21 protein-coding genes and 1 pseudogene are annotated in these 21544 nt (G+C 41.3%); 3 read left to right on the top strand and 19 right to left on the bottom strand.

All coding sequences use genetic code 11. From position 1 onward, the window contains the following. The 7 genes and pseudogenes from HC733_RS18010 to HC733_RS18040 form a co-directional block, all read right to left on the bottom strand. Positions 1–276, bottom strand: a pseudogene (locus HC733_RS18010) (hypothetical protein); the annotation flags it as partial. Between the two features lie 55 nt (positions 277–331). Then, positions 332–1090, bottom strand: a complete 759-nt coding sequence (locus tag HC733_RS18015; RefSeq protein WP_190366394.1) for a substrate-binding periplasmic protein — start codon at positions 1088–1090, stop codon at positions 332–334. Positions 1091–1554: 464 nt separating this feature from the next. Continuing rightward, complete coding sequence (locus tag HC733_RS18020; RefSeq protein WP_190366395.1) at positions 1555–2484, bottom strand: ornithine cyclodeaminase family protein; 930 nt, start codon at positions 2482–2484, stop codon at positions 1555–1557. Between the two features lie 14 nt (positions 2485–2498). Then, the gene (locus HC733_RS18025) at positions 2499–3578 is read right to left on the bottom strand and encodes a M24 family metallopeptidase (RefSeq protein ID WP_190366396.1); all 1080 of its coding nucleotides are present in this window, start codon (positions 3576–3578) and stop codon (positions 2499–2501) included. Between the two features lie 85 nt (positions 3579–3663). Further along, on the bottom strand, positions 3664–4332 hold the full coding sequence (locus HC733_RS18030; RefSeq protein ID WP_190366397.1) for a GntR family transcriptional regulator: 669 nt from the start codon (positions 4330–4332) through the stop codon (positions 3664–3666). 60 nt (positions 4333–4392) lie between these two features. Further along, the gene (locus HC733_RS18035) at positions 4393–5361 is read right to left on the bottom strand and encodes an NAD(P)H-quinone oxidoreductase (protein ID WP_190366419.1); all 969 of its coding nucleotides are present in this window, start codon (positions 5359–5361) and stop codon (positions 4393–4395) included. Continuing rightward, entirely contained in the window at positions 5361–5768 is a 408-nt protein-coding gene (locus tag HC733_RS18040) for a hypothetical protein (RefSeq protein ID WP_238937609.1), read from the bottom strand. The genes HC733_RS18035 and HC733_RS18040 overlap by 1 nt, the downstream gene beginning before the upstream one ends. Before the next feature lie 157 nt (positions 5769–5925). Here HC733_RS18040 and HC733_RS23235 point away from each other — a divergent pair, with 157 nt between their 5' ends. The 3 genes from HC733_RS23235 (at position 5926) to HC733_RS18050 (ending at position 7383) form a co-directional block, all read left to right on the top strand. After that, the gene (locus tag HC733_RS23235) at positions 5926–6210 is read left to right on the top strand and encodes a hypothetical protein (RefSeq protein ID WP_238937610.1); all 285 of its coding nucleotides are present in this window, start codon (positions 5926–5928) and stop codon (positions 6208–6210) included. Continuing rightward, complete coding sequence (locus tag HC733_RS18045; protein ID WP_238937611.1) at positions 6185–6742, top strand: M61 family metallopeptidase; 558 nt, start codon at positions 6185–6187, stop codon at positions 6740–6742. The genes HC733_RS23235 and HC733_RS18045 overlap by 26 nt, the downstream gene beginning before the upstream one ends. 185 nt (positions 6743–6927) lie before the next feature. Beyond that, on the top strand, positions 6928–7383 hold the full coding sequence (locus HC733_RS18050) for a hypothetical protein (RefSeq protein ID WP_190366398.1): 456 nt from the start codon (positions 6928–6930) through the stop codon (positions 7381–7383). Between the two features lie 53 nt (positions 7384–7436). Here HC733_RS18050 and HC733_RS23570 read toward each other — a convergent pair whose 3' ends face one another. The 12 genes from HC733_RS23570 to serC form a co-directional block, all read right to left on the bottom strand. Then, the gene (locus HC733_RS23570; protein WP_190366399.1) at positions 7437–8687 is read right to left on the bottom strand and encodes a histidine kinase dimerization/phospho-acceptor domain-containing protein; all 1251 of its coding nucleotides are present in this window, start codon (positions 8685–8687) and stop codon (positions 7437–7439) included. Beyond that, positions 8684–9373, bottom strand: a complete 690-nt coding sequence (locus HC733_RS18060) for a response regulator transcription factor (protein WP_190366400.1) — start codon at positions 9371–9373, stop codon at positions 8684–8686. The genes HC733_RS23570 and HC733_RS18060 overlap by 4 nt, the downstream gene beginning before the upstream one ends. Next, positions 9363–12572 (bottom strand): efflux RND transporter permease subunit, encoded by a 3210-nt coding sequence (locus HC733_RS18065; protein WP_190366401.1) that lies wholly within the window; start codon positions 12570–12572, stop codon positions 9363–9365. The genes HC733_RS18060 and HC733_RS18065 overlap by 11 nt, the downstream gene beginning before the upstream one ends. Continuing rightward, positions 12569–13744, bottom strand: coding sequence for an efflux RND transporter periplasmic adaptor subunit (locus tag HC733_RS18070; RefSeq protein WP_190366402.1), 1176 nt, complete (start codon positions 13742–13744; stop codon positions 12569–12571). The genes HC733_RS18065 and HC733_RS18070 overlap by 4 nt, the downstream gene beginning before the upstream one ends. A 228-nt stretch (positions 13745–13972) precedes the next feature. After that, entirely contained in the window at positions 13973–14677 is a 705-nt protein-coding gene (pyrF, locus tag HC733_RS18075) for an orotidine-5'-phosphate decarboxylase (protein ID WP_190366403.1), read from the bottom strand. Positions 14678–14782: 105 nt separating this feature from the next. Next, on the bottom strand, positions 14783–15919 hold the full coding sequence (gene lapB / locus HC733_RS18080) for a lipopolysaccharide assembly protein LapB (RefSeq protein ID WP_190366404.1): 1137 nt from the start codon (positions 15917–15919) through the stop codon (positions 14783–14785). A 2-nt stretch (positions 15920–15921) separates the two neighbouring features. After that, a complete protein-coding gene (locus HC733_RS18085) occupies positions 15922–16185 on the bottom strand; it encodes a LapA family protein (protein ID WP_190366405.1) in 264 nt (87 codons plus the stop codon). Between the two features lie 21 nt (positions 16186–16206). Further along, complete coding sequence (ihfB, locus tag HC733_RS18090) at positions 16207–16494, bottom strand: integration host factor subunit beta (protein WP_152086029.1); 288 nt, start codon at positions 16492–16494, stop codon at positions 16207–16209. 59 nt (positions 16495–16553) lie between these two features. Then, a complete protein-coding gene (gene rpsA, locus HC733_RS18095) occupies positions 16554–18221 on the bottom strand; it encodes a 30S ribosomal protein S1 (RefSeq protein WP_190366406.1) in 1668 nt (555 codons plus the stop codon). A 92-nt stretch (positions 18222–18313) separates the two neighbouring features. Further along, positions 18314–19027, bottom strand: a complete 714-nt coding sequence (cmk, locus tag HC733_RS18100; protein ID WP_190366407.1) for a (d)CMP kinase — start codon at positions 19025–19027, stop codon at positions 18314–18316. Between the two features lie 151 nt (positions 19028–19178). After that, positions 19179–20456, bottom strand: a complete 1278-nt coding sequence (aroA, locus tag HC733_RS18105) for a 3-phosphoshikimate 1-carboxyvinyltransferase (protein WP_190366408.1) — start codon at positions 20454–20456, stop codon at positions 19179–19181. Then, a complete protein-coding gene (gene serC, locus HC733_RS18110; protein ID WP_190366409.1) occupies positions 20456–21538 on the bottom strand; it encodes a 3-phosphoserine/phosphohydroxythreonine transaminase in 1083 nt (360 codons plus the stop codon). The genes aroA and serC overlap by 1 nt, the downstream gene beginning before the upstream one ends. Between the last annotated feature and the right edge of the window lie 6 nt (positions 21539–21544).

The following is a 21544-nucleotide window of genomic DNA, read 5'->3' on the forward strand; positions in this document are numbered from 1 at the left end:
CTGAGTGAGGTTAAAGTTCACCACATCGCCACATACGCATAATAATAAAGCACCAAAACAAAGTATTGCCATTTTAAATTGCGTTGCATTTGTTTTAACTGACCGCATTATCAGATAGCCATTAACCACCAGCACTATTAAAGTAGCGGCTTCAAAAGCCTGCACGTAGGAACGAGTTTGTGGGTTTGTAACCGACCAGTATCCAGTCATTGCCGCCAACGAATCGCCCAGCGCCATTAAAAATGCAAGGCCAGAAAGCACAGTATATTTATTCAAAATATATACATCCTTTTATATTTATTATTTTAGGGTATTTGCCAGATACTTTGGGTTAACGATATTGCTTTCTGATCTTTTCTATTTTATTTACACTCAGCTCTTTTAGTTTAGTCTCTAAAAATTCAGCTTTCGCTTTAGTTTGTTTTGCAACATAACCAATAAATTGCGGCTCAATATGAACTGGCTCTTCGAAAACCAAAACTGGTAGCTGATGCTTCCTAACCACTTGTTTTGCCCAAAATCGATCAACTAACATGGCCTCGACATGCGAATTTTTAAGTATTGCAAACAAGGCTTTGGCATCTTCATCTGTAGATTCATAATAAGAGACTCTTCCAATGACAGCATTAAGGTTTTTTAATTTTGAGAGCACAGAATCTGGATAATCATACTCTTGTGCAAGAATCACTCGAAAATCTTTGAGCGCTTCAATATCATGAATATTTTTAATCCCAGAATTCACTTCTACCGCAAACGATAACTGCCATGAAGAAATAGAGTACCTAACCATGTCAAGTTCGTCAGTCTCGTCGATATCTAAAACAAAGTCGTATTTCCCTAACCGGACATAATCTTTACAGCGTTTAAATGGTAATTCAGTAAACGACAAACTCACGCCAGAGTCTTGCATCGCCATTTTTAATATATCTATTTGCATCCCTTTTGCTACCCCGTGCTCACTGTAGTTATATGGCCACCAACGAGAGAAACAAAAGTGCATAGCGTCTATGTCGTTCTCAACAACACTTTGATCGGCGGGAGTATCGAAACTCATTAGCAACAACGCTAGCAACAGAAATAATTTCGACATAAAGGGGCTGCTTAATAATCGATTAATGCTCTCTTAATAGCGTAAACCATTGCCTGTATAGCGCAAATACAGTTTTTATATTAGCTCTTTTAGGGCCAAGCAAGTAGCCACTATCAATGCAAGAAAAAGCCATAGCTTTGCATAACGCCACTTAGTTTGAGCATTGTGCAAACATTGTGTCGGGTTATCGGGGTCGATATAGATGTATGTTGCTTTTTTTGATAAAAATGAATTGTATAACGACTCTGTGTATGCCGTTTGACAGCTATATTTTTCACCTTTAAATGTATACTCGATCAGCAAGCTTGATTCAGCAAGTAACTCTAAGGGGCCAACAGTATGTTGCTTGACTTTTGTTAGTCCCTCAACCTTTACTTGACGCCATGCTCGTTTACTTAATCTAATCTTAATAAACGCATAGCAAAATGAAACAAGCAAAACTGTCGAGATAAAAGCGATAAGCATTAATGAGTTAACCCATACACTAACGCAGCTGATAGTAAGTCACTCAGCGCCATACCAACTGATTTAAATACGGTTATTTGCTGCTCACTCCTTTGCCATTGCAGTGTATGCATTTCACTGAGCTCGGCAACAACCTGCTGTTCACTAAACACACCTTCGCTAATAGGGATTAATAGCTCTCCTGCCTCTTTTAGCACATTCACACGACTATCAACGAAAACACTGGCTCGCGTTATTGTTGTGCTGTCACATTCTCGGGCATTTTTGTGGTGGTTTCCGATTAAATCAACATGTGTTCCGTCGCTTAACCAAGCGCCATTAAATAGCGGTTCATGTGCGCCTGTTGCACAACTGATAACATCTGCGCTGCTAATTGTGCGCTCATCACTCACTCCAATCTCAAATGTAACGTGTGGATATGTCTCAGATAAAAGCTTGCACAGTTTAATTGCTTTGTCTGAGTTTCTAGCAATTAAAGTGACCCTACTAATTGGCCTTACGCTTAAATGAGCGCCAATCATGTAAGGTGCAAGCTTACCTGAACCGAAAAACACCAAATGATTAGCGTCTGGTTTTGACAAATATTGGCTTGCAAGTGCTGATACGCAGGCCGTACGCCAAAGTGTTACGCTGGTGCCATCAACAAGCGCTAGGGGTTCTCCAAACTCACGATTAAATAGTAAAATTTTTGAATATAAACTGTCGTAGCCATGTTCAAAATTATTCGGAAAATAAGTAAATGCCTTCACGCCAATGTAATGCTCATTCCATGCTGGTAAAACAGCAAATGCATCATGTGTAACTGGGTTCAGTTCATATACATTACGTGGAGGCGAACCGCATGGCTTAGTGAAACCTATTCGAAGAGTCTCAACAAGTTGCTCAAAAGACAGCGCACTGTGTACTTGCTCTGGACTTATAACTAACACGATGTTGCTCCTTTTTATGCTAGTACGAAAGATTTAGGGGCGTGAGTTAAACACTCATAGCCATGCTTGGTTATTAGAATGTCATCTTCTATTCTTACGCCTCCAAGGCTTGGCAGATATACCCCTGGTTCTATGGTTACCACATTGCCAGAGCATAAATTGTAATCGGTGCTTTGGTTTATAAATGGCGCTTCATGAAGGAATAAGCCTAAGCCATGACCTAATCCTTTACCTGCGTATTGTTCATAACCATTTGAAAATAATACTTGCTGAGATGTTTCGTTGAGGGTTTGACAGCTAATACCTGCCTTAGCTTGACTTAGCGCAGCTTGCTGCGCTGCCAGCACCGTATCAAACATATGCTGTTGCTTTTTTGAGGGCTCACCAAATACGTATGTGCGTGTCATATCAGAGCGATAGCCATTAACGACCGCGCCGAAGTCAATCAAAATAAAATCTTGATGAGCCAGTTTTGTATCGCCGGGTTTGCCATGAGGAAGTGCACTACGCTCCCCGAATAATAATATTGTCTCGAAGCTAACACCATCAGAACCTAGCTTTTTCATCGTGTAGTCAAGCTCCGTTGCAAGCTCTCTTTCAGTTACTCCTAAGCGAACTTGCTTTAACACATCACATAGTGCGGTATCAGCAAGGGCTGCCGCTTTTTTGATGCTTTTTATTTCCCAGTCATCTTTAATCATGCGCAGCGATTCAATAATTCCCTGCATTGGACAAAGTTCAAAATGAGCAAGTGAGTGTGCAATGTCTTGCCACATTTGCACGGTAACAAAAGCACACTCAAAACCCGCTTTACCTGTGGTTAAAAACTGGGCAAAACACTGCCCCAAGGATTGAGTTTCTCTATCTCTACATATCACTTCACAATGATATGACTCAGTTTTTGCCCGTTCGTAGTATCGATAATCGGTTATTAAATAATTTTGCTGCGGCGTAACAATTAAATAGGCGGCATTACCACTAAAACCACATAAATAGCGGATATTTTCAAAGCCAAATACAATTAAATTATCAATGCCATGTGCATTGTTAGAGTGTCGAAGAGCTTTAAGACGAGGTATGTAGATAGAGTCCATTGGCGTTATGTTATTGCTTTGTAAGTATAAGCACTAACATAACGCAAAGTTATATTGTATACAATATTAAATATTCAAAAAATAATTATTTGTCACTGCTTTCCATTTTCAGTAGTAACTGTTTAATATCGTTTTTAGCGCCAGTGATGTGTTTTTTCAAAAATTCACAGGCTTTTTTTACTTCTTTGTTTTTACAAAGCTCAAGCAAGGTGCGGTGCTCTTCTGGCGCTGTTTTAATGCCTCCTGCAAGTAAAATATGCATCCGCACATAGCGCTCAGAGTTTTTGCTATATACATCTACCAATTCTGCTGTTTGAGGTCGTTGCGCTTTGCTGTAAAGCTTGGCATGAAATTGCGCATTTAATTTACCGGTTGCAGATTCAGTATCGCCAGCTGCCGTGGCCTCTTCTAAATCGTATAAAATTGCCTCGGCTTCCAATAGGTCTCTTGGCGTTAAATTGTTGATTGAGTGGCTCAATAATTCCGCTTCTAACAACGCCCTTAAATCAAATATTTCATCAATTTGCTCTGCACTTAATTGCGTTGCCGTGGCGCCTTTATGGGCTTCAAAGTTAACGAGTCCTTCTGACTCTAGCTGCAACAACGCCTCGCGTACTGGAATACGACTTACGTTAAGTTCATCAGCAAGTGCTGCTTGGCGCAGCGGCTCACCGGCTTTGATTTCCCCAGACAAAATCTTTTCTCTAATTGCTTCTGCAACTAACTGCGTGCGTGTTTTATGCTCAATCGCCATAACATTCTCTCAAATTGCATTTGGCATACATTATACATAGATAACTGATCTTCGCCATGTTTATCCTGATATTGATACTACGACCTTACCTAAATTCTCATTTTTCTGCAAAATTGCATGTGCCTGCTCTACGTGTTCAATATCCAATGATTTGTAGATTGGAATGCGCATAGAATCACTAAATAGCAGCGAACCAAAGCTATCTATCAATGCTTTAACCAAGTTGCGCTTGTATTCGATATCTCGATTTCTTAACGTTGAACCATGAAGGTTAAAGCGCTTAGCAAGCAGCATTGCCATATCAAGGTTGCTATTTCGTCCACCCAGCATAGCCAACACGACACAATGACAATCCATATCCGCAACTTGAAGGTTTTTTGCCAAATAATCCCCCGCAACAGGGTCAATAATCACATTCGCTTTAAGACCCTTTGATTTCATTACAGACGCAAAACACTGCTGGTTGTAATTGATTGTTAAATCAGCCCCCAATTTCTGTGCATAGCGGCATTTTCGCTCGCTACTTTGAGTGGTTATGACATATGCCCCCAACTGTTTACCTAGACGAATGGCCGCACTACCAACACCGGACGCTCCACCATGAACCAACAGCGTTTGAGACGAGCTAAGTTTGCCTGTTTGCACAATGGCATCAAATGCCGTGAGGTAAACTTCCGCAATACTCGCCCCAACGTCAAAACTTACCTGCTCAGGAATAGCAATCAGCTGTTTTGCATCTATGCAGACATATTCTGCGTAAGCGCCGCCTTGAGTTAGTGCACATACCCGCCGATTCAACCACTGTTCTTGTAAATGCGGTTCGCACTCAACCACCGTACCTGCAGCTTCAAGCCCTAATATAGCACTATCACCATGCGGAGCTGGGTATTTGCCCTGTTTTTGCAATAAGTCCGCTCGGTTCACCCCAAAGGCGGCTACTTTAAGCAGTACCTCATGGCTTTTGTGTTTTGGTACAGTGGTCGTTTCAATACTTAATTTGCCATCTGCATCAAAACTGACGTATCGCATCAATTTGTGCTGTTTATCTTTTCCCATATTTCCGTTTCAACAAGCTTGCCGTTTTCATGCAAAGTATGATGCCATAGTTGACCTTCAATTTTGTAGGTAAACGCCATGGTTTTCCCTAAAAGTGAAGGCACATTGCCATATGCAAAAGTCTCGTAAAAGTGAGTCTTATCTATTTTATACGGTCCGCCACCTGCGTATAAAAACTGGCCATTTTGCTGTGTGATATATCTAAAATGGGTTGGCGAGATTATTTTTACTGAAGTCATATTTGGTGATTTAGCCGTTACATAACCATTTTCAGTTGCATATTTACCTTCAACAAACTGCCAAGTACCCAGCAAAGGGTTCGCTTGTGCGTCAACTAAAATAAACATGGCAAGTGTTAAAAACAATCCTTTATAGTGCATTTTAAGCCTCAGAGTTTTATCGTTTATGGGCGTACCAGTACAGCATACATTTCGCCGTAACTCACTTGAGTTAATTTCAACAAATCTTTGACTATGTTGTAATTGTTTTATTTTTTGGCGGTCTACTTAAGAAATACATTAAGTTTGTTAAATCACTATGCGCCGAATTATTTTGTCACTATTGCTGCTTAATGCATCATTTTATAAAGTTTATGCGATGGAGGTTAACTACATAGATTTAGAAAAGTTAACTACCTCGCAACAAAACAAAATCAAAAACTGGGTACAGCATGGTATTGAAAGCACTTTTAATACGCTTGGCCCATTAAAGCAACACACGCTCCCTGTGAACCTAAAGCCTCGCTACTTTGCGTTTGAGCCAGTCCCTTGGGCAAGTGTAAAACGCGGTAAGGTTGATGGCATTGAACTGCACTTTTGCTAGCCTAAAAGCACTTATTAATGACTGGAGCTTATATCACGAGCTCGCCCATTTATATCATCCGCTATTTGACTATGAAAATTTTTGGCTAAGTGAAGGATTAGCTACGTACCTACAAAATATAATCATGCTCGATGGCGGCATTATCAGCCATGATGAATTTATTGCTCGGCTAAAAGCAGGACTTGCGCGTGGCGAGCAACAAACTCGAACTATTGACGACCCTTTAAGCTATGTTGCAGATAATATGTGGGCATTAAAAGCCCAACAAAGAGTGTATTGGAGTGGTGTTGCTTTTTTTATAGAAGCAGAATTAACATTAAAAACACAAACAATGCCCTATAAATCAATTACACAGTTGATAGACACTTACCAAACGTGCTGTAAAAAGCCAAACCAATCTGCGCGGCAATTTTTGCTCGAGCTAGATAAGCTATCTCGAAGCGCAATCTTTTCAAACTTGTATAATCAGTATTCAAAGCGCACTGACTTCCCCGCCATCAACAAGCAACAGTTAATCCAACTTAGGTTTTAGTACTCTAAAAGCGCTCACTGATACTGATACAAATACCAGTATGTCGGTTGCTATTCACTCTTTATTATAACCGAGTTAAGCGTACAACCACCTTACAGCACTGAATGAAAATAGCGCAGTATTTCATAATGTTGCATTGGGACACCCATTAACTTCTTAATTTATACGGATAAGGAAATACCACGATGAAATACTTACACAGTTCACTCGCCTGCGCACTTATTTTACTTAGCGCGTCTGCAGCAAATGCAAGACCGGATCCAGAAGATCAAGAATGCATTTTAAAAACAATACAGGTACCATCACAATGGTACGACGTATACAAGTACAAAACCGTTTGCTCATATGTTGGTGCATACCAATATTGGAATGGCTCCTATCTGTGGGATAAACGCGGCGCAGGTGAGCTCAGTAGCTCTTGGACAAATGAGCCAAACTCATATTCTTGCCCAAGTAGTATCGTTGTAAATTACATGCACATCAACTTGACAGACCCATTTGTGCCGTCATTCTACACAACCGAGCCTGCACCTTTTCACAGTTCAAGCACTGAAAAGAAATTTTCAGAACGTGTTGTTACTGAATGGACCACAACCCAAGTTTGGCGATTACAATTCGATAATACGCCGTGTGAGCCTTAAATCTAGCACTGGAAGAGCCACAATCGTGGCTTCCTTTTACTACTTCAATTATTTTATTTAAACGTAATCGTCACAGTTCGCCCGTTTTCACCTTCTTCACTTACAAACTGCCATTGATATTGCAATATGAGCTTTTGTGTTAGCTCAAGCCCCAGACCGAAGCCTAGTTCAGTGCTTGATTCAGGTAGATAATCAATATTTTTAATTATCACTTGAGGTCCCGTTTGTATAATAGATACCACGCCTTCATTGGTGTGAATATATGCATTTCGGATCACATTTTGTAAAACTATTCTACATACTGTATTTGGCAAACTCATTTGCGTATCATCCGTATCCACAACAAGTTCAACTCGTTTATCTCGGATTAAGTACTCTAATTCCGATGTTAACTGCTGGATGAGTTTTGAGATGGATATTTTATCAATGCAAACATGATGACTCTCACCACGGTTTAACCATAATAGGGTTTCAATCAGAGTACCCATGGTTGAAACAGCGCGTTCAATACGATTTAGCCCAACTATTAGTTTTTGTTTAGGAGCATCTCTATCCAGCAGTTTTTGGATTAATTCTACATTACTACTTATCACAGCGATGGGGGTTCTTAGCTCATGACTCGCATAAGCTAAAAATCTCTGCTCTCGCTCGACACTTTCTTGCACTGAACGCATGCTTTCACTGGTCATAATTGCCAGCGAGTTCAACTCACTAAACTGAAAATCAGGGAGAGGGTCATTTAAATTTGCTTTATCTAATTTCTTTGCCCAAATTTTTAAGCGCTCAACCGGCATTGTTATTTTTTTCAAAACCACAATAAGAATGATGATAAAGACAAAAATAGCCCCGATAGCAGTAACAATGATCACCACAAAGTGCGGGATCTCTGGTGAGAGTGCCAACATGCGATCGTCAGGGTTAAAAGTGCTCGCAACATAGACCGTTTGCGTGGCGTTTTTCACTTTCATAACAAAGTAGCCAGCACTTGGTGGAGTAAACCATGTGCCACCTATCATATGTTTTTTAAGGGTATTGAGTGGCATATCTTCAGTGGAAAAATGAGAGGTAATCGTACTTGGTAAATCTTGCCATCTAGACGCCATCATATACTGCTGACTTTTGATTGGAATGCCATCCATTACCGTATATTGCTGAGCCTGCGCATACATACTACCGCGCATTGCTACATCCATACCCGTAGCAAAATAATGCATACTCAACGCTGATAATAGCACAATGCTACTACCACCTGTAAGTAGCATTGCAACCAGTACATAAATGCGAAGGCTAAGACGTATTTTCACACATCCTCCGATGACTTTATCGCAAAGCCTTTAGATGTAATGGTATGCACTAGTTTTTCGCTATGAGCTGCATCTATCTCTTTTCTAATATGAAACATATGTACTTTTAAGCTATTACTATCTGGAGGATCATCCGCCCAAACCGTTTGAATAATTTTCTTTCGTGACACCACGTTAGGGCTTTCCCGCATCAGTAATTCAACTATCTTTGTCCCAATCGGTGACAAGCTGAGTAACTTACCGTCTCGGTAAACTTCTTGTTGCTTTATATCCAATACGAGGTCTTTTACTGTGAGCTTTGCTACCTGACCGCTTTTACGTTTAGCCAATACTTGGGTTCGAACCATTAGTTCAGCCATTGCAAAAGGTTTAACCAAATAATCGTCAGCACCCTTTTCGAACCCCAGCAGCTTGTCATCTAAGGTATCTTTTGCTGTTAGCATGAGGATTGGCGTATCAATTCCTTTATGCCTAATATGCTCACAAACTTGCAAGCCGCTGACTCTTGGCAGATTCAAATCCAAAATAATTCCATCATACAAGTGTCGTTCGATAAGATTTAATGCCAACGCTCCATCGCTTGCGTGGTCACAATACACATTTTCCAAGGCAAAATATTCCACCACGGTTTCAGCGAGATCGCGATCATCTTCAACGAGCAGCACGGTGAGTGTATTACGCGCCATCTTGGTACTCCTGTGTTGATGCCGTTGCCTGAGTTGGATTTTGTTTGTTGTGAAAATAGCCGAGTTTAACGCGTTTTACACTGCTCAATATCACGTGTTTACAATCTTGCTGTATTAATAATAGTGTAGGCGTCAATAATAAAGTGATAAACGATGCAAACAATATCCCATAGCCTAAAGCTGCAGCCGCGGGTATTAAAAATTGTGCTTGTAACGAAGTTTCACTGAGTAATGGTAATAACCCCGCAAAAGTTGTTACAGACGTAAGAATAACGGCACGAAGACGTGACCTTCCTGCTTCAACAACGGCCTGTTTACATGTGTATTTTCCGGTACACATCAATTGATTGTAAAGCGAAACTAATAGCAAGCTGTCGTTAACCACCACGCCGCTCAATGCCAAAATACCGTTGAGTGACAATATACTGAGGGTTAATCCATTTAACCAATGTCCTAAGACAGCTCCTACTACACCAAAAGGAATGGCGGTCATAATGATCAACGGCTGAATGTACGACTTCAATGGAATAGCCAATAACGCATAAATCGCTAACATCGCAAGTGCGAACATCTGCACCATGGAGTCGCCAGTTTCTTGCTGCTGCTGTGCTTCACCTGCAAACTCAATTTTCACATCAGGATAAAGAACGGTAAATTTATCTAGCGTTGTGTCTTTTAGTTGTGCAATCAGCTCATGTGGTGAAATTATATTTTTATCAACCACTGCACTGATAAACACCGCACGTTTACCTTGTATACGTGTTATTTCCGCACTTTGATATTGACTGTGTACAGTTGCAACATTGCTTAAAGGTACTGAGGTCCCACTCGGTGTTCTTACATAGGCCGCTTTTATATCTGCCAGTGTTTTACGATTATTTTTAGGATAGCGTACACGAACCTTAATTTCGTTTTCGCCCCGTTGAAAACGCTGCACTATATCGCCGCCGAAGTTGTTAAGCACCTGCATGGACAAGGTTTTGGTGTCAAGCCCTAATGCACGACCTTGCTCATTAAGTTCAAAATAATACTGCGGTTCACCTAAATCTAGGTTGTGGTCAATGCCGCTAGTTCCGTTCATAGCCTGGACTTGTTCCAGTAAAGCCAGACCGGCACTTTCTAGCTGCTGCTCATTATTGGATTTAAGCTGCGCTTTAAAGTTGTCTATCATACCGCGCTTGGCAAGTATTTTGGTTTTTTTAACGCCTTCTAAATTACCAGCCAGCACTGACCATAATTGTGTAAGTTCATTTGCCGAGTACACGCTACTTTTATCAAGTTCAAGTGTCACTGTGCCCTGCGTATCACTTTCAGCTAGCACTTGTAGGCTAGAGATATAGGATTTGTCCGTAGCATTTTGATTTGCGCTATAGCGCTGCCGTAACTGGCTATCAGCTTGTTGAGCTAATTGTTCTAGCTTGATTAAATTAGTATAGACTTGTCCAGCACTGGCATCGTTATACATAGTGATCTCTGCACTGACGGTATCGCCGGGTACATCAGGGAAAAACGCAACGCGCACAGCGCCGGTAAATGGCAAAGACATAACCAATACCATCACTATTAAAAATGCACTCAATAGTTTTAAGTAATGTTCAATCGCATAACGTAAGACTGGAAGATAAATTCGCTCATTAAAATCATTCAACAACTTGTCTGCGCCTGCACGAATGCTTTGCCAAAAGTTCATTTTTGTTGGCTTAGACGTGTCTAAATGCGCCAAATGAGAAGGTAAAATCAACTTGGATTCAATCAATGATAATAACAAAGCTATGGCGACAATAGTGCCAAATTGCGCATACACTTGCCCCAAGCGACCTTGTACATTACTCAAAGCGACAAACGCAACAACCGTTGTCAATACGCCAAACATGGTGGCGGCCGCAACCTTGTGCGTACCTAATATGGTATTTGCTACACTGTCTCCATGGCGTTGCCGAGTATGGTAAATACTTTCGCCAATCACCACTGCGTCATCAACCACAATGCCTAGCGCCATGATAAAACCAAATGTCGTCATTTCGTTTAGGCTAAGTCCGGTGAAACTATCCGTCATGAAAAACAATGTACCGCAAAATACAAAAGGCAGACCCATTGCCACCCAGAGCGCAACGCGTAGATTTAAAAATAGCGCCAAAACAATGAATACAAACGCAATACCGGTAAACGCATTTTTTAACAACAGTGACAACCGTTCTGTGATCAATGTACTTTTGTCTAACCAGCTTGAGATCATCATGCCCTCAGGCATACTCGATGAACTTTGCCATTGTTTTACTATACTATTGGCTTGCTCAACGATGTCGACAACATCACCATACTCATCCATCACGATTTCTATCGCTGCAGCGTTATAACCGTTATAGCGAGACAAAATAAATGCATCTTCCGCCTGTGCGTATTTCACTAAGGCGATATCTTTAAGTCTTATCGAACCACCGTTTGCGAAGCTTTTGACCACAATCGATTCAAACTCGTTGGTATCATAAGCTTGCTCAGAAACTTTCAATCTAACCGTTTTATCTTGGCTATAAAGACTCGTGCCAATTGCATAGGAAGACTCTCTATTTATCGCCTCTTCGATATCGTTTAGGCTTATTTGATAAGCCTGTAACTTTGCTTCGTCAACCTCAACAGAGATTTCCCACTGCGCTTTTCCCTTTATCTCTATATCTTTAATTGCGCTTTGTTCAAATAGTGTATCTTTAAGACGGACAATCCATTCATCTAAAACTTGCCGTTCGACATCACCATATAATTGCAACCAAAGAACATGATCCTGTCGCTTAGCCTTGGTAATCGCCGCAGGTTCAGCACGTTGAGGTAAGTTATTTATGGCATCAACTTGAGACTGTATATCCTGATATAGTGCGTCAATTTCATAGCCGCTTTGCATTTCTACACTGACATGCGCCCCTTGCGCATTTGACGTTGAAGTTATCCGTTTTATGCCTGCGACACTTTGTAATGCATTTTCGATTTTTATCGCAATGCCTTGCTCTGCTTGAATTGGCTCTCCGCTATCAAATACCACTGAAATTGAGACAGTATCAGGTTCTAAGCTTGGAAATGCTTCTTTTCGTAGCCCACTTAATGACAGCAACCCAACAATAATCACCGCCCAAAAAAGCAGGTTTGCAGCAACAGGATTGTTTACAAACCAAGCAATAATGCCGTGGGGTTTGTTGTCACGAGTCATAACAATACACCTTCAATTGCTTGAACATGCATCCCTTCGCTAAAGTGACTAAGTGGTCTTTTCACAACTTGAATGGGTTTGCTATCTAGCGATTCAATGTAAACATAGTCTCCGTCGGAAAATACACTGCTTGCACTGTATTTATGCAATTGGCCTTTATCATCAACTGACCAAACCTCGCCTTGTTGAGAGATAGCCGAAGCAGGCAACTTGTAGAGCGTATCACGAGCCTCTCCTTTGATAACAACCTTAACAAAAGAGCCACTAAACAATGGAATTGCTTGCTGCAGGGGATTCTCTACACTGATAACAATAGAGCGCAGACGCGTATCTGCATTTAAATGCCGCTCTACTCGCTCCACTTTACCTTGCCAACTTGTCGTTGTATCCAAGGTACTGAAGATTGTAACCGATTGGCTCAGAGTCGTGTTTAGACTAGATAAAGATTGTGGCAACTGTAACCATTGCTCTTCAGACAGCGGCACTTTAACTTCGACCGTTGCAATGCTATAAAGCTGCGCAATAAGTAGGCCTGGTTGTACGTAGCTACCTGGTTGCACAGATACCTCTACCACTACGGCATCAAAAGGCGCTTTTATTTTGGTATTGTCTAAATCTCGCTGCGCCTTTTTAACTGCCAACTTCGCGTATTCATAATCAGCCTGTGCCGCTTCAAGCTGCGGCTTACGTAAGATAAGTGGCGTCGCTTTTTGACCACTGACTTTATTTCTTAGCCAATCATTATAGGCTACTTCACCTTGGCGCTGTTCTTCTTGCAAGTTAAGCAACGCTTTGGCCTCTTGGGCTTTAGCTTGTGCAAGGCTGGCTAAGTACGGGGTATCATCAATCTGTGCTATAACGCTGCCTTTGGTAACTCTTGCACCTGATACAAAGTTATCGTCTAGCTCAATGATCTTACCACTCACATCACCTTTTAGGCTTAGCTCAAACTTAGCCTTAACCTCACCAAAGCCAATAATTTCTGGCGCATATTTGAGTGCTTCCACTTGAATTGTTCCAACTTGGGGAAGTTTACTTAAGTTGCTTTTGGTTACAACTTGAATTGGGTCGCCCTGTACTTCAGAGCTGCTCGCACTACACACCTTGTTATACAGCACAACACTTAAAAACGCGGCGAAACTTAATACTAGAGTTAATAACTTAAACTTCATCGTTTAACCTCACATAGACTATGCGAATTGTTACTAGTAATAGTTTGTAAGCGTAAAAAGGGGTCTGATTTAATAAGGGGTACAAAAACATGTAACTCGTCTCCTGTGTAAGATGGAGAGAGTATAAATAACGAGCGGTTAAGATAGGGTTAAGGTTTTAAGGTGTTAATTTTTATAGTATTATAATGCACCTAGTTAAATCTAAGTGCACATAACGAAACGAATAAATTACGCTATAGAAGCGTTAATTTCCTGCAAAGTGGCAACAGGATCTTCCGCTTGCGTGATAGGTCGGCCAATGACCAAATAATCACTGCCTGCAGCAACCGCCTTTTGAGGCGTCATAATACGCTTTTGATCGCCCGCATCACTCCCAGCAGGTCGTATACCTGGTGTAACCAACTTAAATGACTCACCAAGCTGAGATTTAAGCAATTGTGCTTCTTGAGCCGAACACACCACACCGTCAAGCCCAGCTTCTTGAGCTAACTTAGCTAGATACACAACTTGATCTTGAGGTGTTTTTTCAATGCCTAAACGCAATAACTGACCTTGATCCATACTCGTAAGTACCGTTACAGCAATCAACATTGGTGCTTTTTCGCCGTACTTAGCAAGCGCTTCTTTGGCTTTTTGCATCATCTCAAAACCACCGCTGGCATGTACATTTACCATCCAAACGCCAAGCTCAGCAGCTGCAGTTACAGCCTTTGCCACGGTATTAGGAATATCATGAAACTTTAGATCTAAAAAGACATCAAAACCTAGCGCGACCAGCTCTTTTACAAATTCAGGGCCAAAGTAAGTAAACATCTCTTTTCCAACTTTTAGTCGACATTCTGAAGGTGAAAGCTGTTTTACAAAGTCCAGTGCGGCTTGCCTATCGTCGTAATCTAATGCGATAAGCACTTTTTTATTATCATTTTGAGACATAGTATTCCTACGTTGACAGTCGGTTCAAAAATAAAGCGGAACTTACTTTGAGCAGTATTATAACGGAAACTTTATGACTTGACCTGAGATTTTAGCGAAATCTGACTAATAGCCGTCTAACCCTTTGCTTGGTCCAATTGTTTCCCAATGTTTGCACGATGGGCATAGCCAATATAGAGTGTGGCTTGTAAAACCACAATGTTGACACTGATATTCTGGTTTAGTCGCTATGTAAGAGGTAACAAGTTTATCAATTTCAGATAAAACATCTTTTATTCTGTGATTGTTATTACCCAATAGCTGCAGTAAAAAACTAAATCCTCTGATTGATGGCTCACGTTTTAGACTGTCGGTCAGAAACTCTATCGCTTCTTGTTGCTCCCCAGCCTCTAATAACGATTGGCAATACTTGATACGAATTAACACCCCACCCTTTGGCATTAACTCTTCAATTAAATCATCAAATTGGTGTTTTAGATTCAATGCATGATAACTATGTTCAAGTTCTTTAATGTACAAAGGGGCTGTATTGGTGTTCGCCACAATAAGTTTACGCCAATAATATATTGCTTTTAGATGGTCCTGTTTCGCATACGCATCTTTTCCCAATTCATAGAATGGCCGCACAATATTATGCTCAAGCGCGCAGGCTTGTTCCATTAACTTTGGATTGTCATCAGCAAGTGCTGTTTCACAATAAAAATTGGCAATTGCTGCAAAATGCTGCTGTTTAGTGAAGAGTTCACGGTGAGACTCATACATGCTAATACCCTTGCGCCAATCCCGCATTTGTGAATAAATACTGATAATAGGATCTAATGCTTCAGCATTGTGATTTTTAACTAATATGACAAGATGCTCTTCGGCACTATCTAAAAGCCCCGCTAAAACATAATCCTGTGCAAGTTCTAAACGGCAAGATGCCATATCATCGTCACTTAAATTCGGTTGAATAAGCAACAATTCGTGTATCTTAATTGCTCTATCAAGTTCGCCACGTTTACGAAATAAAGTAGCTAAAGTGAGGTAATGTTCAACTGAATCAGCCGATACTTCTAAAAGTTCAATTAGATGCTCAAGTCCTTGGTCTTCTTCTCTGTCGAGTAAGTACTTGAGTCCTTTACTATATTGGGAGGTGATCTGGCGGTTTAGTTCTAGAGCTTGGTTTTTTGCGCTATTTTTCCCCATTACATAGCCGTATGCGGCCGCAACAGGAAGCAGTAAAAACAACAGCTCAGTCATGGTCAGCGTTCAGTATCTTTTGTCATCTGTTGATGACTTTTCTTAAGCCGATAGTTTTGCCACTTCAACTTCGAAAATACCGTAACGCTTACCACACACCCAATGAATACACCTATAATAAAACAGACACTCATTAAGGTTGATAAGGGTAATGTACTACTTGCAACAATATAGTTAACATTAACTAAGTCTGGATTTTGAGTACCAATTACAAAAGCTAACAAAACTAAAACAAGCACCAATCCTTTTTGAACTACCTTAACCAAGTGTTACTCCATATATCTGGTTTATTTTATGCTTTCATTTACGCGATCACGTAACTCTTTGCCAGGCTTAAAGTGTGGTACGTATTTACCATCTAGCTCCACCGTTTCACCAGTTTTTGGGTTACGGCCAGTACGAGGTGAACGATAATGCAATGAGAAACTACCAAAGCCGCGGATTTCAATGCGGTCTGAGCTTGATAATGAACCTGCCATTTGTTCAAGAATTTCTTTAACTGAGTTTTCTACATCCTTAACAGGAATATGCGCATGTTGCTCTGCTAGTTGTTCTATCAATTCTGACTTTGTCATAATGTTTCCTTAGATAAAAAAGGAAGGGCCAAAGTGCCCTTCCTATGTAGACTTATATATTAGTCTTTTTGAGCGTTTTTGAAAGCTGCTGCCATTGCGTTTTCGAACGCAGGCTCTTCTTTCTTCAACTTCTCAAGAACTTCTTTCTCTTCAGCTTCGAACATTGCTTTAACTGATAGGCTGATAGTACGGTTCTTACGATCAACACCTACAAATTTAGCTTCAATTTCGTCACCTGCAGAAACAACAGTAGTTGCATCTTCGATACGCTCTTGAGCGATGTCAGCTACACGGATGTAACCTTCAACACCTTCGATAAGCTCAACAGTTGCGCCTTTCGCGTCAACTTCAGTCACTTTACCTTTAACAATAGCACCTTTTTTGTTTGCGTCTAGGTAGTTATTGAAAGGATCAGCTTCGATTTGCTTAACACCTAGTGAGATACGCTCACGCTCAGGATCTACTTGAAGAACGATAGCTGTGATTTCGTCGCCTTTCTTGTACTCACGTACAGCTTCTTCGCCTGGAGTGTTCCAAGAGATGTCAGAAAGGTGAACAAGACCATCAATACCGCCGTCAAGACCGATGAAGATACCGAAGTCAGTGATTGACTTGATCTTACCAGTAACTTGGTCGCCTTTGTTTTGAAGACGAGCAAATTCTTGCCAAGGGTTCGCGATACATTGCTTAAGACCTAGAGAAATACGACGACGTTCTTCGTCGATTTCAAGAACCATAACTTCTACAGTGTCGCCAAGGCTAACAACTTTTGAAGGGTGGATGTTCTTGTTAGTCCAATCCATTTCAGAAACGTGTACTAGACCTTCAACGCCTTCTTCGATTTCAACGAAACAGCCGTAATCAGTTAGGTTAGTTACACGACCAGAAAGCTTAGCACCTTCTGGGTAACGGCCAGCGATAGCTGCCCATGGATCTTCGCCTAGTTGCTTAAGACCTAGAGAAACACGAGTCTTCTCTTTGTCGAACTTAAGTACTTTAACAGCAATTTCATCACCAACATTTACGATTTCTGAAGGGTGCTTAACACGCTTCCACGCCATGTCTGTAATGTGTAGTAGACCGTCAACGCCACCTAGGTCAACGAATGCACCGTAGTCTGTAAGGTTCTTAACGATACCTTTAACTTCTTGACCTTCGATTAGGTTTTGAAGAAGCTCATCACGCTCTTGTGAGTTTTCTGATTCGATAACTGCACGACGTGAAACAACAACGTTGTTACGTTTTTGATCAAGCTTGATTACTTTGAACTCAAGCTCTTTACCTTCAAGGTGCGCTGTGTCACGTACAGGACGAACATCAACAAGTGAACCAGGTAGGAACGCACGAATAGTGTCAACTTCAACAGTGAAACCACCTTTAACTTTACCGTTGATGATACCCATAACGGTTTCTTGCTCTTCACAAGCTTTTTCAAGGCGGATCCAAGCTTCGTGACGCTTCGCTTTCTCGCGAGAAAGGATAGTTTCACCAAAGCCGTCTTCAATTGCATCTAAAGCTACGTCTACTTCGTCGCCAACTGCAACTTCTAGTTCACCAGCAGCATTTTTGAATTGCTCTGCAGGGATAGCACTTTCTGATTTTAAACCAGCATCAACAAGAACGATGTTGTTCTCGATTGAAATAACAGTACCTTTAACGATAGAGCCTTGCTCTGCTTCAAAACCCTTTAGGCTTTCTTCAAATAACTGCGCAAAATTTTCTGACATACTAAATACGTCTCATAAATTAATATTCCAATTAGCAACCATGCTGCATGGGGTAGTTAAAAAAACACAAGCATCCTGCCAGTGCGAAAAAATTAGATTAAGCGCGATTTCTCGAGCTTTCCTGAAGCTACTGCATCTTCAAGTATCGACATCACTTTTGTAAATACTTGCTGTGCATCCAGGTCGGTCGTATCAATCACGATTGCATCGTCTGCTGGGACAAGCGGCGCGACTTTGCGATTCATATCGCGTTCATCACGAGCTTGAATATCTTCGAGCAGACCACTTAGTGTAACATCTAGACCCTTGGCATTCAACTCTAAGTAACGTCTATTGGCCCGCTCCTCAGCGCTAGCCGTTAGATATAGCTTAATTTCTGCATCAGGGAAAACCACAGTTCCCATATCTCTGCCATCGGCAATTAAGCCTTGCTCACTTCGAAAAGCACGTTGACGACGCAACAATGCTTCCCTTACGCGTGGCAATGCGGCAACTTTTGACGCAGCAGAACCCACATTTTCGTTACGAATTGTGCTACTCACATCCTCGCCTTCTAAAATGACTTTACTTTTTTTAGAGACGGGTTCTATTAAAAATTGCACATCTAAATTGGCTGCTAATGGCACTAACGCTTCTTCGTTATCCAATGCAATTTGATGGTGTAGAGCTGCAAGGGATAAAACGCGATATATTGCCCCGCTGTCCAACACATCCCAATTTAGTTTTTCAGCTAACAAGCGACAAACAGTTCCTTTGCCTGATCCACTTGGGCCGTCTACGGTGATAACTGGCATAGATGCCGGCATTTAAACCTCCTGAAATGCTCACCTGAGATAAATCGCGAGTATTATACGCAAGTAAAATGAATTTATCCTTATTAACGTGTAACTTTTTGTTAGATAGGAACTAATACGAGGGGTCAAGCGGCTTTTAGCAGCATAACCCCCTTTCATTTAGTTAAGCACTTATTGATGCTAAAGTGTCAAAATAGGTAGGAAAGGTTTTGGCAGTGCAGCCTGGGTCATTGATAATAACTTCATGTCCACCAACGGCAACCATCGAAAAGCACATTGCAATACGATGGTCATTATAAGTATCGATATCAGTAAGATTAATGCTCTGTGGTGGCGTAATTTCGATGTAATCTTCGCCTTCGACAACTTCAGCACCAACCTTTCTCAATTCGGTTGCCATTGCAGCTAGCCTATCTGTTTCTTTTACGCGCCAATTGTAAATATTTCTAATTGCCGTCGGGCCATCTGCAAACAAAGCAACTGTAGCTAAGGTCATGGCAGCATCTGGGATAGCATTAGCATCAATGTCGACACCTTTAAGCTCACCTTTGCGAACCACAAGTTTTTCATCAAACCAGTCAATTTGAGCACCGACTTGCTCCATCACATGGGCAAAACCGATATCACCTTGGACGCTATTTTTACCAACACCATTTATTTCAACTTCACCACCCGCGATTGCTGCAGCTGCTATAAAATATGATGCTGACGAAGCATCCCCTTCAACCATAATTCTTTGTGGTGACTGGTACACTTGCCCACCTTTCACGCTGAAGGTTTGATAGTTATCGTTTACAACTTCGACCCCAAATTGCGCCATCACGCCTATGGTTATATCAATATATGGTTTTGAGACAAGTTCACCTTTAATGGTCACTTTGGTGTCACCAGCAAACAGCGGTGCAGCCATCAGTAAGGCGGTCAAGAACTGACTTGAAATACTGCCATCGATTTCCACTTCTCCGCCATGAAGCGCTTTACCAGCTATTCGCAGTGGTGGATAGTCTTTATTTTTTAGGTATTCGATATCAGCCCCTAGCGCTTGCATCGCATCTACCAGATGGCCAATTGGGCGCTCTTCCATACGAGGTTCACCAATCAATTCAAAATGACCTGGTGTGGCGGCAAGCACCGCGGTTAAAGGACGATAGGCTGTACCTGCATTGCCCAAAAATAAAGGCTCGGTTGGTGTGTTTAAGTTCCCTGCACAGCCTCGTACAGTCGCAACAGTTTTATCATCGTTAAGCGTTACTTCAACGCCCATTTGCGCGAGCGCACTTAACATATGTCGAATATCGTCACTATCCAACAAGTTGTGTACTTGCGTTGTACCCTCTGCAAGCGCTGCAAGTAACAAAATTCGATTAGACAAACTTTTAGAGCCAGGTAATGTTACAGAACCTGATACTTTTGTTATTGGCTTTAGAGTTAACTGCTCCATCAGCTATGCTCCTTGGCAAATTTATCCATAAATGCAACCAAGGCCTCGATGCCTTCAATTGGCATTGCGTTATAAATACTCGCTCGCATACCACCAACTAAACGGTGACCTTCTAAGGCAACTAATCCTGATTTTTCAGCTTGCTGTAAAAAGGTATCATTCAAAGCATCGTCTTTTAGCCAAAATGGTACATTCATTAGAGACCGACAGTGTTTAGCAACTTTATTATTATAAAAGTCAGATTTATCGATGTAGTCGTACAATATCGCTGCTTTAGCTTCGTTGTGTTGTTCCATCGCTTTAACGCCACCAGTTGCCTCAAGGTGTTTAAACACTTCAGCAGCAAGATACCAAGCAAACGTAGGTGGCGTGTTATACATACTGCCTTGTTTTGCTTCTATTGCGTAATCTAAAATCGAAGGACGTGGTAAGCCCTCACGCTCAAGCAGCGTTTTTCTAACGATAACAATACAAAGACCAGAAGGGCCGATATTCTTTTGCGCGCCAGCATAGATAATATCAAAATCATCAACATTGATTTCACGAGACAAAATAACGGATGACATATCTGCGACTATCGGTGCAGTTAAATGCTTTGGTACATCAAAAATCTGAATGCCATCGATTGTCTCATTCGGGCAATAGTGGATAAAAGAAGCATTACTAGGTAATTGCCATTGCGATACCGGTTGAATATCAAACAAACCATCTTTGTCACAACGAATGTTGATGCCTTCAACGGTGGTAAACTTCGCCCCCTCTAAAGTAGCGCCGTTTGACCAGATCCCATTTTCAATATAAACGCCTGGTGCGTCGTCTAAGTGCAAGTTGAGCGGTACTGCCGCGAACTGACCTCGACCTCCACCATGCATAAACAGCACTTCGAATTCATCTGAAATATTCATTAAACGGCGTAAGCTGGCTTCACATTCTTTTACCATCGCTAAAAAAGGTTCTGAGCGGTGGCTTACTTCCATCACCGACACACCTAAATTCTGCCAATCTAAAAACTCTTGCTGTGCTTTTTTCATTACCTCTGGTGGCAACATGGCTGGACCTGCACAAAAGTTATATACCGTCATTATTCC

The organism is Pseudoalteromonas sp. S16_S37 (assembly GCF_014694405.1).
Lineage (GTDB): Bacteria > Pseudomonadota > Gammaproteobacteria > Enterobacterales > Alteromonadaceae > Pseudoalteromonas.